Here is a 16381-nt window from a genome sequence, read left to right on the forward strand (position 1 = left end):
TGCTTTCACCTGCAAAAGGAGCGAATCAGTATTTGGTTCTTACTTTTTCGCTACTCCTTTCTGTTTATGTTTACTTTTTGAAATTAAATTTCTTCTTTTTGAATGAGTTCTGTACGAATTTCCTGTGGTGCCAATAATCCTGAATGGACTGGGTATGGGCGTTCCAACAAGTCAAGAATGGTTTGTTGTTTTTCAGACACACGGATATTTTCTTGACTCATGTTGTAGTAACGAAGGACGTATCCTTCTTCATTTTCAGCAACTTTAAAGGCTGTAGGGCAGACTTGTGGCAAGTTCAGCGCTGCATGGCTAAAGAGACTACCTGTTGCTGCAACGCTACCTTCTTGTTTTGCAACTTGAAGGGCTGTAAATGGCACCTGGAAGGCTTTTGCACGACGGAAGGCCGAGAAGCGTTCCCCTGCTTGATGGCATTCTACTGCAAACTCAACTTCGATATCGCGCAAGCACTGGGCTTCTGGTGTTGGGAAATAGCCCCAGTCACCTAGCTCACCTGAAGCACGAAGAAGGGTTACAGCCATTGTGTCGTCTCCAAGGATTTCGTATTCGTGCAATCCTTTATTGGCTACTGTCACCCCTTTTACATCATCATACAAACTCACAAAGGCTTGTTGGTGTTGTGGATTTTCAGGATTTTCCCAAGAAGCTGCCGGTTTATTTGGTCTTGTCACAACTTCATAGATGCTTTCAGAATCATTACTTGAACGTGTGTTATGAGTTTTGACCAAGAGACGAATGCGGTGGTCTTTGGCTGTATTGGTAAAGCGAGTCTTGAAGCGAATCTGTGGATTGTCCACAAAGACAGTCATTTCTGTTTCAAGAGGAATGGTTGTCAACTCTTCTGAACGACCTGCATCTCGTTTCATGAACTCGATGATACCTCTTTGTTCAGCATCCAATTTTTCATCTGCGCTAACTGGAATAGTCAAGTCATGTTTGAGCAAGATTTTTGCATAGCGAGCATTATTTTCTAAGACTTCATAGCCTTTCAGTTGAGCGTAGATTGGCTCAGTTCCTTTTGGCTGGAAGTAAATGTACTCGTTACCAATATCTCCACGGTCCTCGAATTGGATGAAATCTTCGTAGGCTTCGTTAGTAGTCTTGTCGTAGACTGTAATTCCTTGGTCTACACTCACTGTTACGAATGGTGTGTCAATGACTCCATTTTGGTAAATACCATCACGGTGATTTACTTGACCTTCAACCAATTGGAAGCTTGCCCAAGAAAGAGGAGCAAGGTGAACTGGGATTGTCACGCGCACTTGACGTGCAATATAGGGTTGGCGGAATTTATCCTTAGGCAAAGTATAACCAAAACTTGCTCCCAAGTCTTCAATCTTGGCTTCAAGGACATGGCCATCCAAATCTTCAACATGGTAATCTGGCAAGGTCACAGCTGCCATCTTCTTGTAGCCTTCTGTTGGATGCAATTCTTTGAAATCACAAGTCACAACATCCACTACAACACTGACTGTATCAACCTTGTCATGTAAAGCTGTGTTGACAACGGTAAAGAGGTGATCACTTTGCGCTTCCTGAGTCGCTATTTTATGTTTCCACTCATTGAGAAGGTTGGTCTTGACAAAGTTTCCAACTTGGTTGACCTTGGCAAAACGAGTTTCCATTTCACGGTGAACTTCGTCAATACTGCATCCACAGATACTATCATGTGGTGCATTTTGCAAGAGTACTTTCCAAGCATAAGTTAATTGATCCTTGTGGTTATGTCCACCAGTAATGATGGTCAAAGGTTCTACTACTTGCTCCAACAAATTGCTGTTTTCTTGAAAGGCTTGTTTGAGATAAATACGTGAAGAAGAGGTGTTAGCAAGAGTGTACCAACCATCTGTTTCCTGGCTGGTTAACTCACCTGTGACCGTTGATAGGTGTTCAGGAAGTGCACTTTCCACTGCTTGGACATATTCATCAAAGGAGCTGTGAATAAAGGTCACGTCAGGGAAGAGTTCATTGGCTACTCGAATAGCTTCACTCAAGTTTCGTTGAACTGGTTGGTGGTCACATCCGTTCATCATCAACCATTGGTTGGTCGATGCATAGTCACGAACGTCTGCCAATTTTTGTTTCCAGAAAGTCAAAGCTTCGTCTTTATCTACTGGAATTTCGTTCCCGTTACTGTACCAGTTAGCAAAGAGAATACCGAGTACACGGCTACCATCAGCCCCTTGCCAGTACATTTCAGAAAATTGAGAAGTGAATTGCTCATCTTCGAGAACTTGGTTGTCAAATCCGATTGGCTTCACACCACGACCAAAGGCTGCTACGTGAATACCTGATTTTTGAAGGATTTGAGGAGCCTGCCCCATATTTCCAAAGGTATCTGGGAAGTAACCAATTTGAGTAGATTTGCCCCATTTGGCACATTCAGCTTGACCAATCAAGGTATTGCGGACATTGGCTTCACTTGAAATCAGGTAGTCATCCTGCAAGATGTAAAAAGGACCAATCTTGAGCTTGCCTTCGTCGATATAGCGCTGCACCTTGTCACGGTTTTCAGGGCGAATTTCTAAGTAGTCATCAAGGACGATGGTTTGGCCATCCAAGTGGAAACTTTTGAATTCAGGGTCATTTTCAAAAAGATCAAAGAGATTGTCAAAAAGTTCCACCAATTGCATCCGGTGACTTTCAAACGGTAAATACCACTCACGATCCCAGTGACTGTGAGAGATGATATGTACAACAACATTTTCCATGAGTAAAACCTCATTCTAACTTAAATTTAAAAATATATTTGTGATTCTGTACAAGAATCTGTCGAGCAAAAGCTCATTAGCGAATATCTAGGTAATCCAAGACTAATTCGCAGAACATCATGTTGGCCCATGAGAACCATTCGCGTGAGTAAAGTGTCGGATCGTCTACGTGGAAACTTTCGTGCATCACACCTGTTCCACCATCGCAAGCAACCAGCTGATCCAGCAAGAATTTTTTCTCAGCTTTATTTGTAGCTGTCAATCCTTGGATAGAAAGGGCAATCGGCCAGATATAGCGGTAGAAGGTATGTGAACTTCCAAGTCCACTTGCGTATTCCCCTTGGTAGAAGTAAGGATTTTCAGGACTAAGAATGGTACGACGAGTGGCTTGATACACTTCATCATTGACATCACAGTAGCCAAGATATGGAGCAGCCAACAAACTTGGTACGTTTGGATCATCCATGATGCTAGCATTTCCTAAACCATCTACCTCAAAGGCATAAATCTTCTCACCCTTGCTGTTAGTGGTGTAGGCGTAGTTTTCGATTCCTTCTTGGATTTCAGCTTGCAGGCGTTTGGCATCAGCAATAATGCTTTCACCATCAGCTAGATTTAATTCCGCAAAAATTTCCTGAATATAACCCAAAACAACCACTGCGAACATATTTGAAGGAATCAAATAGCTATACTGACAGCAGTCATCACTTGGACGAAAGGCTGACCAGGTCATTCCTGTTACGGCAAAGTCAGGACCAAAACCATCATTTACCAGAGTGTCTTCCTTGCGGTCTGTATCCCGAACAAAACGATAAGGAGAGTTCTTGTGGTCTTGTTCCACCGTCCAGAGATGGAGAATTTCCTTGGTCGCTATAACAAAAGTCTCATCAAACTGGCTAGTCTCACCAGTTTCCTTCCAAAGAAGGTAAGCCAATTGCAAGGGATAGCAAAGCGAATCCACTTCATACTTACGCTCCCAAATCCAGCCATTGAGGTCTGTATGGTCTGTTTCGTGGTGACCTTTCCAGTTTTCCTCAATATTGAAAGAGTTAGCATAGGGATCTTTGAGAATCAAAGTCATCTGACGTTTGACCAAACCTGCAATGGTTTGACGCAAACGAGGGTCTCTTTTAGCCACATGGAGGTAAGGTCTCAGCTGAGCAGTTGAATCACGGAGCCACATAGCTGGGATATCCCCAGTTAGTACAAAAGTTGAGCCGTCTTCTAAGATTTCAACTGTATTGTCCAAGGTGTCTGTATAGCAACGTTCAAAGACATCAACCCACTCAGGATGCTCCTTGGCACGCTTTGCTACCTCATCTAGCCACTCTCTGACAATTTCTTTTGAATAAACCATAAACTATTTTGCCTCTTTCAAACAGATTTTCATTTTCAGTATATAGCTTTTAGTCCAGAAAATATATACACAAATGTTAGTCATTATTCTACAAAATTGTTATATTTTGAAGTCGCTTTCTAAAAGTCTCCTTTTTCTGTTATAATGTAGAAAACTAGTGAAGGAATTACTATGAAACCCATACTTGAATCCATTGATACGCGTTTTGGAACAGCCAGTAAAAACGCTTTTTCGCGAGGAAACACCCTACCCTACACAGGTGTTCCTTTTGGCATGAATTACTTTGTCCCCCAAACTAGTGACCAGGAAGGATCATGGTTTTTTGACCCCCATCTTCCTATCTTTCAGGGTATTCGACTAACCCACCAACCTAGCCCTTGGATTGGCGATTACTCCTGGCTCTTGCTGACACCAATTACAGGAGAAATCAGCGGCGACACCCTCTTTCATCGTCAATCTTCTTATAATCTTGAACGTGCTATTTTTAATCCTCATTTTTTAAAGATTTTTTCTGAGCGTTATCAGATTGAAACGCAGCTAAGTCCTACTTGCTACGGGGCCTCTATTCAACTAAGACAGACACAAGGCAAGAACCTCTCACTCTATCTGCATGCCACAGATGAACTGACAGTCGAACAAGTCGATAAGCGAACTCTGGCCCTGAGACAAGAAGGTGAAACCGAAACCAATAAAAGTCCTCTCGTCATGTATACTGCTCTCGCATTTTCTGTAGAAATCCTTTCTATTACGCAAGAGGGGCAAGACTGGCGTATTGACTTGGCTGGAGCGGAAGTTCAAGTTCAACTAGCAACTTCCTTTATTTCCAAAGAACAGGCCCTCTTTAATCTTCCTAAACAGGATTTTGAAGAAACAAAAGCAGATGCCAAAAAAAGTTGGGAAGAGCTTCTAGGCCGTTTTGATGTCGTGGAAACTGGTCCAGTTGATCGGACCTTTTTTGACCACTGCCTATACAGGCTCTTCCTTTTCCCACAAACCTTCTATGAGGTAAATGAGCAAGGTGAAAACATCCATATAGACCTAGCTTCAGGAACTATCAAACCTGGTCTACTCTTTACCAACAATGGCTTTTGGGATACCTTCCGTACTTCATTCCCACTCTTTGCCTTGATTATTCCGAAACGCTATCGTCAGTTTCTTGAAGGCTTCCTAAATAGCTATCGAGACACTGGGTATCTCCCTAAGTGGCTGGCTCCTGACGAAAGAGGGATGATGCCTGGCACCTTGATTGATGGCCTTATTGCAGATAGTGCTTGTAAAGACATGGCACCTGAACTTGAGGAGGAATTTCTCAAAGCCATGCTTGAAACTGCGACTAAGGCTGATCCAAAAGCTATCAACGGACGACACGGCCTGGCACAATACCAAGAACTAGGCTACCTATCCACAGACTTCCATGAAAGTGTCAGTCACACACTAGACTATGCCTATAGTGATTTTTGTATCTCTACTTGCGCAGCAAAATTAGATCAAGCAGAGCTAGCTCAGACCTATACTCAATATTCTAAGAACTATCAAAACCTATTTGACCCTGAGACAGGTTATATGAGGGCGCGTGATGTAGATGGCAACTTCCGCCCTGACTTTTCTCCTTATAGTTGGGGCCGTGATTATGCTGAGTGTTCAGCCATCCAAGCCAGTCTCGGTGTCTTACACGATATTTCTGGACTGAGCCAACTAATGGGTGGAAAAGAAGCCTTTAGCGACTATCTCTTAAAAGCTTGCCAAAGTTTACCTCTCTTTGAAACGACAGGTTATGGCTATGAAATCCATGAGATGAGCGAAATGGCAACAGCGCTATTTGGTCAACTAGCCATTTCAAACCAACCAAGCTTCCACATCCCTTATCTGTTCCGTTACAGTAATTATCCCCAATATACCAGTCTCTTAATCAAGACTCTCCGTCAAAAAGCCTTTCAAGCTGGCTGGGATGCTTATCCAGGAGATGAGGATAACGGTAGTTTATCGGCTTGGTATGTCTGGTCTGCTCTCGGTCTTTATCCAACCTGTCCAGGTAAAGCGTCTTACGACCTTGGGATTCCACTCTTTGATAACCTACGTGTCTATCTGGCAGAAAAAGAACAGTGGTTGGATATTCACGCGCATCAAAACCATGAACATTTCCACTTTGTACAAGACTGTCATCTTGACGGACAAGAAGTTCAGAGTATTGATCACCAAGATTTGCTAAACGCCCAATCTCTCGACTTTACCCTCAGCTGGTTACCAAATCACTAATAGTTCAAATCCCTTTGTCATGTACAAGGGGATTTTCTGATTTATACCAAATCCTCCACAAAGTTATCCACAGATTGTGTATAACTTTCAATCAACTTTCAAATCAATTTCATGTACTTCCAAACGATTTCTCTCAACCATTTTTTTGACATTCTAAAGTAAAACGCCCTCAATAGACTGTTCTATCAGTCTTTATAACCGACTAGCTTAGTACCCAACTCATACATTCTATCTCTTTTTTCTAAACTAACATTTGGAAAACAATTGTTTATTTCACAAAGTTATCCACAGATTGTGTATAACTTTTACTCAAGTACAAACTCCAGCTGATAAATTCCCCCTACATTTTTTATAGTAAATTTCAAATTTTGTTATGCGCTTTCAAAAAAACATGATATACTGAAACTAATAGAAAAGGAGACATTATGAAAAAAGATCAACACCAACTTAATTGGCTGATGGTTTCTCTGATTGCCTTCAACATGGTTTGGGGGCTAGGAAACGTCGTCAACAACTATTCTCAACAGGGAATTTCAGTCGTCGTATCTTGGATTTTAATCCTCGCACTCTACTTTATCCCCTATTCCCTCATCGTTGGACAACTAGGTTCTACCTTTAAGGAAAGCGGAAGTGGTGTTAGTGACTGGGTTGAAAAAACATCAACCAAACGTTTAGCCTACTTTGCTGCTTGGACCTACTGGGTTGTGCATATCCCTTATCTCGCACAAAAACCTCAAGGAATTCTAATTCCGCTTGGTTGGGCCTTGCAAGGTAACGGACAACTTCTTAAACAAATCGACATCCACTGGATCGTTATTCTCTGCTTGCTAATCTTTGGACTTTTCCTCTACCTTTCTACAAAGGGATTGGCAACTCTAAAAGTCATTGGTAGCTTGGCAGGAAGTGCTATGTTGATTATGTCTTTACTCTTTGTGCTTTTGGCTGTCGGTCTGCCTTTCATTAAACCAGACATCCAATTTGCGACACCGCACATGGATCAACTGAGCACCTACATTCCAAACTTTGATTTTTCTTATTTTACAACGATTTCACTACTAGTCTTTGCAGTTGGTGGTTGTGAAAAAATTTCCCCTTATGTGAATCAAACCCGCAACCCTGCAAAAGAATTTCCAAAAGGTATGATTGTCATGGCCATCATGGTGGGGCTCTCTGCTATCCTCGGATCAGTTGCCATGGGAATGCTATTTGATGGCAATAACATCCCTGAAGACCTCATGCGTAATGGTGCTTATCAAGCCTTCCAAATGTTAGGAAATTCTTGGGGAGTTGGAAACCTCTTTGTCGTGATCTACGCTCTTACAAACATGGTCGGACAAATCGCTGCGCTTGCCTTCTCTATTGACGCACCATTGCAAATCCTTCTCAATAACGCTGATGAAAACTACATCCCAAGCTGGCTTCGCAAACGTACTGAAAAAGGTGTCCTCATTAACGGCTACCTTCTTACAGGTGTCCTCGTTAGCCTTATCATCATCCTTCCAATTTTTGGTATTCAGGAAATTGACGGACTTGTAAAATGGATGACCAACCTCAATTCTATCGTAATGCCGATGCGTTACCTCTGGGTATTCCTTGCCTATATGATGCTCAACCGTGCTTGGAAAACATACAAAAATGCCGAATACAAGTTTGTGAATAATCCTAAACTTGGTTTTGTTATCGGTACTTGGTGCTTCCTCTTTACTGCCTTCGCTTGTATCCTTGGTATGGTTCCAAAAATTAACTACGCTGAGAATCCAACGGCTTGGCAATTCTCTCTTCTTACAAACATCTTAACCCCAATTATTCTGATTGGATTAGGTGTGATTCTACCAGTACTTGCCAAAAAAGAACAAAAGAAACAAATCAAATAAATTCTACTACTAGCTAAATATAATCACTTTTATCTTTTCTTGCAAAATTTTCTCAGCAAAAATCCCCTTTGAACAGTAACGTTCAAGGGGATTTCTTCTTGTTTAATAGTCTATTTTTTACTTGGCCTCATACCAAGTGACACCTTCATTTTCATCAGCAATGAGGGGCACACTGAGTTGAATAGCTTCTTCCATGGTTTGCTTGACGAGTTTTTTGATGGCAGCTAATTCTGACTTAGGCACTTCAAGAACAATTTCATCGTGTACTTGTAGAAGCATCTTAGTCTGATAACCACCTGTAACCAAGGCTTTATCCAGCTGAATCATAGCGATTTTGAGAATATCTGCAGCCGATCCTTGGATAGGTGAGTTGATGGCTGTACGTTCCGCAAAACCACGAATGTTGAAGTTACGCGAATTGATATCTGGCAACTCACGACGACGTTTGAAGAGGGTCTCTACATAACCCTTATCACGCGCCTCACGAACCACTTCATCCATGTAGTTTTTGATACCTGGGAAGCGTTCAAAGTAGGTATCTATGTAGGCTTTAGCCTCTTTACGGCTGATGCCTAGATTATTCGATAAACCAAAGTCTGAAATTCCGTAGACCACTCCAAAGTTGACAGCCTTGGCATTGCGACGATCGTTTGGAGTCACATCCTCAGGACGTTCAATTCCAAAGACCCGCATGGCTGTCGAGGTATGAATATCAGCTCCTTCTTGGAAGGCCTTAATTAAGTGCTCATCCTTAGAGATATGGGCCAAAACGCGCAACTCAATCTGTGAATAGTCCGAGCTGAGAAGGACACTGTCCTCCCACTCTGGCACGAAAGCCTTACGAATGAGGCGCCCTTGTTCCAAACGAACAGGGATATTTTGCAAGTTTGGATCGACACTAGACAGACGACCTGTCTGAGTCAAATCTTGCACATAGCGCGTGTGAATCTTGCCATCAGCTAAAATCCAGTCCTGCAAACCAATCACATAAGTGGATTGAATCTTAGCAATCTGACGGTAATCGAGAATTTTCTTGACGATTGGTGCAATAGGAGCTAGGCGCTCCAAGACATCTACTGCTGTCGAGTAACCTGTCTTGGTTTTCTTGGTGTATTCGAGAGGGAGCCCTAACTTTTCGAAAAGCAATTCTCCCAGCTGTTTTGGTGAATTGATATTAAATTCTTCCCCAGCCAGCTCATAAATTTCTTGCGTCAACTTTTCAATGACAAGTTCATTTTCAGCTTGCATATCAAGAAGTGTTTCTTTTTTGACCTTGATCCCAGCGATTTCCATCTTAGCAAGGACAAAGGCTAGAGGTTGCTCCATATCATAAAGAAGGTCAAGTTGTCCGTTTTCGCTTAATTTTTCAAGTAAAACAGGCTCTGTCTCAACCAATATAGCAACCTTACGAGCCAAGTGTTCCAAGAGTTTCTCTCGCTCTGGGATAGCTTTTTTGACACCTTTACCGTAGAAGGTTTCATCATCGGCTAGGTAAGTTTGGCCATAGAGACTAGCAATGGTTGAAATTTCATTATTCTCGACTGTTGATAGGAGATATTTTGCTAAGCGGCTGTCAAAAGCAGGAGCCTGCAAATTCAAACCAAAGCGATTTAAGAGAACTTTTGCTTTCTTAAAGTCGTATACTTTCAGAGGTGTTTTTTCTAGAAAAGCCTTAAGAATCGGCTCCTGCAGAAGTTCCAGCTTATCTGTAGCATAGAGTTTGTCTCCGCACGACCAGGCAAAGCCAATCAAGTCATCTGTATGGTAGTTTTCTCCAAAGAGTTCAAAGTGGAAGATGGAGTCCGCACTTAGCATATCTTGACTGACTTGGTCAACAATAGTAAAGTCCAAACTCTCAGCCACATCAGCTGATGATACATTTAAAGCCTGCTTGAGTTGTTTGAAGCCCATCTCATCGTAAAATTTCCCAAGATTTTCCACATCTGGACCGCTATAAACCAAATCATCCAGTCCAATCTCAATCGGCGCTTTCGTGTCGATGGTAGCCAGTGTTTTAGATAGGAAGGCTTGTTCCTTGTCGTTAATGAGATTTTCCTTCATCTTAGAAGCCTTCATCTCATCAATATTTTCATAAATACCTTCGAGCGAGCCATGTTCTAACAAGAGCTTGATACCAGTCTTTTCACCAATCTTGGTTACGCCAGGGATATTATCTGACTTATCTCCCATGAGGGCTTTAAGATCAATGAACTGAGCAGGTGTGATGCCCATCTTTTCCATGAGATATTCTGGTGTAAATGCCTCAAACTCAGCTACACCTTTCTTAGAAATCTCAACCACTGTATGTTCATCTGTCAACTGGATCAAGTCCTTGTCTCCACTGACGATAGTTACATCAAATGAATCCTTTTCAGCCAAACGACCCAAGGTACCAATGATATCATCCGCCTCATACTGGGCTAACTCATAATGACGAATCCCAAGATGATCTAGCAACTCACGAATAAAAGGGAATTGCTCGCGAAACTCATCCGGAGTCTTGGCACGACCACCCTTGTAGTCTGCATACATCTCTGTACGGAAAGTCGTTTTCCCCGCATCAAAAGCAACCAAGATATGACTCGGTTGGACACGTTCCAACAGGTGATTTAGCATCAGGTGAAAACCGTAGATTGCATTGGTATGTAGTCCATTGTCATTTTTAAAACGATCCAGTTGCTGATAAAGGGCAAAAAATGCTCGGAAAGCAACTGAAGAGCCGTCAATTAGTAATAATTTTTTCTTGTCCATACACCCATTATAAAGGAAAGCAGGGAAAAATACCATTAGGAAGAGCCCAAATGCTGAATAACACTTATGAGGCTGGGTTTTCTACTCGAACTCCATCAGCATCAACTTGAAATCCATCGATAGTAGTATTTACTGCCAATTCTCCAGATGCATTTACATAGTAATGTTTTCCTGAAACCTGGAACCACTGACTGGTTTTCATAGCTCCAGAACTTTCCAGATAATACCAAATACCTTTATCCTTCAGCCAACCTGTCTGCATTTCACCAGATGACTTCAAGTAATACCAATTCGAACCTTCTTTTAACCAGCCTGTCGTCATTCTACCATCAGCTTGCAAATGATACCAGTTCCCATTAATCTTCTTCCAACCAACTGCTTTCTGACCATTTTCATAGTAGTACCAAGCTGTTCCCTCTTTTTCCCAACCATTTTTAGAACTACTTGTTTTAGTTAAGGGGATATAACGTCTGTTTCCACTTCGTGACATATAACTAATCCATCTATAGCCATCCTTTTCAAGAGTTTGATCATAATGAACACTCATTCCAGGTTCATAGTATTCAATAATAGTAGCTGTCAGTGTCGGCTGATCCATAATAGCTGCTTTTTCCGTAAAGTAATGTGTTCCACTAGAAGCTAGTAGAGACTGATGATGCCCTACACTAGCATTCCCAACATCTTTAAAGTGAATAAAACCAGTCATAGAACTTGCCTTTACAATTCTACGATGATACGTTTCTGTATAATCGTAATTGTACTCCTCAATTTCAATCATGTCTCCAATCACGTTAGATACCCAAGCTACGTGACCATATTGCCCTCTTGTACTCCAAGCAATCGCACCAATTGCTGGTTGCTGGTCCACACGATAGCCTTCTTTTTGGGCTCGATAACCCCATTGATTAGCATTCCCATAAGCAGCTGGTAGCTCAAAACCATTGACGCTACTTAAACGAAAAGCAGCAAAAGAGGTACACTGTCCTGAGTACATGCGCCACTTATCAATTTTTTGACTTCCATTTTTATAATAATAGGGATAATCATCTCCTCGTGCCAGTGATCCATTGTTTGCCTGGTTGGCATGAACAATTCCTCCACCAAATAAAAAAGCTCCTGCTAGTAATAGTGAAGCTGATCCTACAGCTGTCTTTCTGAGAAAAGTTCCCTTTTTATGTCCTGCTTTAGTAAATGTCATTCATTCTCCTTCAAATAATTAGATTTTTGAGGTTGACCTCATCTATATCATTCGAAAGAAAATAAAAAAAGTGAGAAATCTTCTCACTTTCATGATTATCCTTAATCCAAATAATGAATTAAGTTCTTTTCTGTCAAAATATCTGAATAGGTGAAAGATTCAACATAGACATTAGCCTGTTTGTCTCCTTCAACATTTCCAAACTCAACGATGAAGAGCGATGGATAAACCTCAATTAGTTTTCCTAAACGATTCTTTTGACGTTTACGACCATTTTCTAAGGTCATTTCCACCACTTGTCCCTCATGCGCCTTAATTTCTTCTTTGATTTTTTTCATTTTAGCCACATCTGTAAATGCGTCTGTCATCTTGGTTCCTCCATCTTAGAAATACTTGAAAATTTATTATATTCTTTTTGGAAAATCAATTCTACCGTTCCGCGAGCACCGCTACGGTTTTTCTCGATAATCACTTCTACTTTATTATTTGGAATACCTTCCTCCTCTTCACCACCGCGCTCATAATAGTCATCACGATAAAGAAAGGCTACAATATCAGCATCCTGCTCAATAGATCCAGATTCACGAATATCAGACAAAACTGGTCTCTTATCTTGACGTTGCTCTACACCACGAGAAAGCTGACTGAGAGCTATAACTGGAACTTTGAGTTCTTTTGCTAAGATTTTCAACTGACGGGAAATCTCAGATACTTCTTGTTGACGATTTTCTCGACCAGTCCCTGTGATCAGCTGAAGATAGTCAATCAAAATCAAGCCTAGATTACCTGTTTCTTGAGCCAGTTTACGGGAACGAGAGCGAATTTCTGTGATCCGAATCCCTGGTGTATCATCAATGTAGATACTTGCATTAGCCAGATTACCCTGAGCAATCGTATACTTGCGCCATTCTTCCTCGGTCAATTGACCTGTACGGATAGAATGCGACTCTACCAACCCTTCCGCAGCCAGCATACGATCGACCAAACTTTCAGCACCCATTTCCAGAGAGAAAATAGCAACTGTCTTGTCTAGTTTGGTTCCGATATTTTGCGCAATATTCAAAGCAAAGGCTGTCTTACCAACCGCAGGACGAGCTGCCAAAATAATCAATTCTTCCTCATGCAGACCTGTCGTCATGTGATCTAAATCTCGATAACCCGTCGCAATACCCGTGATATCCGAAGTCTGTTGAGAACGAGCTTCTAGATTTCCGAAGTTGATATTCAATACATCTCGAATATTTTTAAAGCCATTTCGATTGGCATTCTCACTAACGTCAATCAAGCCTTTTTCTGCACGAGCAATAATTTCGTCAGCAGGTTGAGAAGCTTCATAGGCTAGGTTTACAGACTCTGTCAACTTAGCAATTAGGCGTCGAAGCATAGCCTTTTCTGCTACAATTTTAGCATAGTATTCCGCATTGGCAGAGGTTGGCACCGAATTGACAATCTCAACCAGATAAGACAAGCCTCCAATAGTTTGTAAATCACCCTGGCTATCTAGTATCGTCCGAACTGTGGTTGCATCAATAGCATCTCCACGATCAGATAAATCAACCATAGCCTGAAAAATCAAACGGTGAGCATACTTAAAGAAGTCCTGTGAATCGATATATTCTCGGACAAAAACGAGTTTAGTCTCATCAATAAAAATGGCTCCCAACACAGATTGTTCTGCCAGGATATCTTGAGGCTGAACACGCAGTTCTTCGACTTCTGCCATCAGACTTTCCTTCCTTTTACAATATTGTCAACCAATCGTAAATTAAGCTTCCTTGACACGAAGATTGATTACACTTGTTACATCTTGATAAATCTTAACCGGAACATCAATCAAACCAACTGCTCGGATTGGTGATTGAACTTGAATGTGGCGTTTATCAATTTTAATACCAAATTGTTTTTGCAATTCTTCTGCAATCTTCTTGTTAGTAATTGACCCAAAAGTTCGTCCGTCTGGACCAACTTTTTCGACAAACTCAACGATTGTTTCTTCTGCTTCCAGTTTTGCTTTAATTTCCTTCGCTTCTGCAAGCATCTCTGCATGTGCTTTTTCTTCTGATTTTTGCTTACCACGCAACTCACCAATGGCTTGAGCTGTAGCTTCCTTAGCAAGGTTTTTCTTAATTAAAAAGTTTTGTGCATATCCAGTTGGCACTTCTTTAATTTCACCTTTTTTTCCTTTACCTTTAACATCTGCTAAAAAGATTACTTTCATTCTTCTGACTCCTTTTCTTTTGTTTCATTAAAAATAACTGTTTTCAGTTTATCTCCTGCTTCTTGCAGGCTCATATCTGTCAAACGTGCCGCAGCTAAGTTAAAGTGACCACCGCCACCTAACTCTTCCATAATTCGTTGGACATTGATCTTACTTCTGCTTCGCGCAGAAATGGAGATTGCTCCTTGACTATTCTTAGCAACTACAAAACTGGCCTCTATACCAGACATAGCAAGCATAGCGTCAGCAGCCTTACTAATAACAACCGTATCGTACTCTTTATCCTCCAAAGCTTGAGCAACCAGGATTGATGGCTGCACCATTTGCCCTTGTAAAATTAACTCATTTACTAATCGATATTCTTCAAAATCCGTGGCCGAAATTTCCTGAATGACAATGCTATCACTCCCTCTCGTTCTGAGATAACTTGCAACATCAAAAGTTCGACTAGTTACCCGAGAGGTGAAATTTTTAGTATCCAACATCATTCCTCCCATAAGAACACTAGCCTGAATGCGACTCAAACGTTTCTTCTTAGAGTTTTGAAATTGAATCAACTCAGTTACAAGTTCACTAGCACTGCTTGCTCCACTCTCGATATAGGTAATAACCGCATTATCTGGAAAATCTTGGTCGCGACGATGATGGTCAATGACAATCGTCTGTGTAAACAAGTCATAAAACTCTTTGGATAAGGTTAAAGCTGTCTTAGAATGGTCAACCATCACAAGCAAGGAACGTTTGGTAACCATTGTCATAGCCTGTCCTAAAGGAAGAAGTTTTGAAACACCCTCCTCTTCCAAGTAGTTAACCGCTCGAGCAATATCTGGAGACATTTGTGTAGGATCATAAATCACATAACTATCTTCCAGTACATTACTCGAAAACAACTGCATTCCAACCGCTGAGCCAAGAGCATCCATATCCAGATTCTTATGACCAACCACAAAAACTCGATCGACACTTTTAAGTTTATCTGAAATAGCTGTCATCATGGCACGAGTTCGTGTCCGAGTACGTTTAACAGATGCAGCTGAACCTCCTCCAAAGTAGATTGGATTTTTAGTTTCATCATTCTCTTTTACGACAACTTGGTCACCACCACGAACTTCAGCTAAGTTGAGATTAAGAAGAGCCACCTTCCCAATCTGATCATGATTCCCATCACCATAGGAAACTCCCATACTCATCGTTAGTGGTAAATTCCGTTGCTTGGCTTCTTCACGAAAGGTATCAATCACAGAAAACTTATCCTGCATCAAGTGATCAAGTACAGTGTAGTCAGTAAATAGATAAAACCGATCCATACTCACTCTACGAGAAAACATGGCATGTTTCCCAGCAAATTCTGAAACAAAATTTGCAACAAAACTATTGATATGACTAATGTCTGATTCAGACGTTTCATTTTCCAAATCATCATAGTTATCAACTGAGATAATCCCGATTACCGGTCTACTTGTCACAAGCTCAACAGTCGCCTCATACTCACCAGAAACATCAAAAAAGTATAAGACACCTGAATTTCTATCTAAATGCACTGCATAACGTTTCTCCCCAACAATGGCATAAGACCCTGGAGTAGAAATCGAACTCTTTAAAATCTTTTGAAATTGAGGAAAATCAATTTCTCCATCCTCAGTTGTCAAAATTAATTCCGCATAGGGATTGAACCATTCAATCTCACTGCTGTCCATATTTAATTTAACAACCCCGACAGGCATTTGCTCCAACAGAGCACTCAAACTATCCGTAGCCTGATGATTAACATACTGGATTTGCTCGATATCTGTTTTTTTGTAATATTTTTTCTGGAAATTAAATAGCAGAACATAGAATACGATAAATAAAAATAGACTTGCTATAGTGATAAGATTATCCTTTACTAACACAATCAAAATGGTCATAATCGTAAAGGTTACCATAGCAATCAGATACATAAAAAAGGGATTTATTTCATTTTTTTTCATTACAAACCTCTTGCGCATTATTATACCA

Annotated in this window: 10 protein-coding genes; 2 read left to right on the forward strand and 8 right to left on the reverse strand. The window is 41.1% G+C overall.

Features of this window, described 5'->3' with window-relative positions; all coding sequences use genetic code 11:
* Positions 1 to 83: 83 nt before the first annotated feature.
* Positions 84 to 2729 carry an alpha-mannosidase gene (locus tag ACESOD_RS09145; protein WP_373095297.1) on the reverse strand — a complete coding sequence of 882 codons (2646 nt, stop codon included), beginning with the start codon at positions 2727 to 2729 and terminating at the stop codon, positions 84 to 86.
* A 76-nt stretch (positions 2730 to 2805) separates the two neighbouring features.
* Entirely contained in the window at positions 2806 to 4086 is a 1281-nt protein-coding gene (locus tag ACESOD_RS09150; protein ID WP_373095300.1) for a glycoside hydrolase family 125 protein, read from the reverse strand.
* Positions 4087 to 4257: 171 nt separating this feature from the next.
* Here ACESOD_RS09150 and ACESOD_RS09155 point away from each other — a divergent pair, with 171 nt between their 5' ends.
* Together ACESOD_RS09155 and ACESOD_RS09160 are read left to right on the forward strand one after the other, a co-directional pair.
* Complete coding sequence (locus ACESOD_RS09155) at positions 4258 to 6342, forward strand: GH92 family glycosyl hydrolase (protein WP_373095303.1); 2085 nt, start codon at positions 4258 to 4260, stop codon at positions 6340 to 6342.
* A 425-nt stretch (positions 6343 to 6767) separates the two neighbouring features.
* Positions 6768 to 8216 carry an APC family permease gene (locus tag ACESOD_RS09160; RefSeq protein ID WP_373095306.1) on the forward strand — a complete coding sequence of 483 codons (1449 nt, stop codon included), beginning with the start codon at positions 6768 to 6770 and terminating at the stop codon, positions 8214 to 8216.
* Positions 8217 to 8333: 117 nt separating this feature from the next.
* On the opposite strand, the gene polA is transcribed toward ACESOD_RS09160, so the two are convergent.
* From polA to ACESOD_RS09190, 6 genes are all read right to left on the reverse strand, one after another.
* Entirely contained in the window at positions 8334 to 10967 is a 2634-nt protein-coding gene (gene polA / locus ACESOD_RS09165) for a DNA polymerase I (RefSeq protein WP_373095308.1), read from the reverse strand.
* Between the two features lie 64 nt (positions 10968 to 11031).
* The gene (locus ACESOD_RS09170; protein ID WP_373095311.1) at positions 11032 to 12165 is read right to left on the reverse strand and encodes an N-acetylmuramoyl-L-alanine amidase family protein; all 1134 of its coding nucleotides are present in this window, start codon (positions 12163 to 12165) and stop codon (positions 11032 to 11034) included.
* A 101-nt stretch (positions 12166 to 12266) separates the two neighbouring features.
* Positions 12267 to 12533 carry a Veg family protein gene (locus tag ACESOD_RS09175; protein WP_000128621.1) on the reverse strand — a complete coding sequence of 89 codons (267 nt, stop codon included), beginning with the start codon at positions 12531 to 12533 and terminating at the stop codon, positions 12267 to 12269.
* The gene (gene dnaB / locus ACESOD_RS09180) at positions 12530 to 13888 is read right to left on the reverse strand and encodes a replicative DNA helicase (protein ID WP_000852500.1); all 1359 of its coding nucleotides are present in this window, start codon (positions 13886 to 13888) and stop codon (positions 12530 to 12532) included. The genes ACESOD_RS09175 and dnaB overlap by 4 nt, the downstream gene beginning before the upstream one ends.
* Positions 13889 to 13930: 42 nt before the next feature.
* Entirely contained in the window at positions 13931 to 14383 is a 453-nt protein-coding gene (gene rplI / locus ACESOD_RS09185) for a 50S ribosomal protein L9 (protein ID WP_000864204.1), read from the reverse strand.
* A complete protein-coding gene (locus ACESOD_RS09190) occupies positions 14380 to 16353 on the reverse strand; it encodes a DHH family phosphoesterase (protein ID WP_373095316.1) in 1974 nt (657 codons plus the stop codon). The genes rplI and ACESOD_RS09190 overlap by 4 nt, the downstream gene beginning before the upstream one ends.
* Positions 16354 to 16381 lie beyond the last annotated feature (28 nt).

This window comes from Streptococcus oralis (assembly GCF_964238205.1).
GTDB classification, from domain to species: domain Bacteria; phylum Bacillota; class Bacilli; order Lactobacillales; family Streptococcaceae; genus Streptococcus; species Streptococcus oralis_CZ.

Excerpts from the sequence above, each read along its gene's own strand:
- ACESOD_RS09150 (WP_373095300.1), bottom strand. The coding sequence starts at position 4,086 with ATGGTTTATTCAAAAGAAATTGTCAGAGAGTGGCTAGATGAGGTAGCA.
- dnaB (WP_000852500.1), bottom strand. The coding sequence starts at position 13,888 with ATGGCAGAAGTCGAAGAACTGCGTGTTCAGCCTCAAGATATCCTGGCA.
- ACESOD_RS09190 (WP_373095316.1), bottom strand. The coding sequence starts at position 16,353 with ATGAAAAAAAATGAAATAAATCCCTTTTTTATGTATCTGATTGCTATG.
- ACESOD_RS09160 (WP_373095306.1), top strand. The coding sequence starts at position 6,768 with ATGAAAAAAGATCAACACCAACTTAATTGGCTGATGGTTTCTCTGATT.
- polA (WP_373095308.1), bottom strand. The coding sequence starts at position 10,967 with ATGGACAAGAAAAAATTATTACTAATTGACGGCTCTTCAGTTGCTTTC.
- rplI (WP_000864204.1), bottom strand. The coding sequence starts at position 14,383 with ATGAAAGTAATCTTTTTAGCAGATGTTAAAGGTAAAGGAAAAAAAGGT.
- ACESOD_RS09155 (WP_373095303.1), top strand. The coding sequence starts at position 4,258 with ATGAAACCCATACTTGAATCCATTGATACGCGTTTTGGAACAGCCAGT.
- ACESOD_RS09170 (WP_373095311.1), bottom strand. The coding sequence starts at position 12,165 with ATGACATTTACTAAAGCAGGACATAAAAAGGGAACTTTTCTCAGAAAG.
- ACESOD_RS09175 (WP_000128621.1), bottom strand. The coding sequence starts at position 12,533 with ATGACAGACGCATTTACAGATGTGGCTAAAATGAAAAAAATCAAAGAA.
- ACESOD_RS09145 (WP_373095297.1), bottom strand. The coding sequence starts at position 2,729 with ATGGAAAATGTTGTTGTACATATCATCTCTCACAGTCACTGGGATCGT.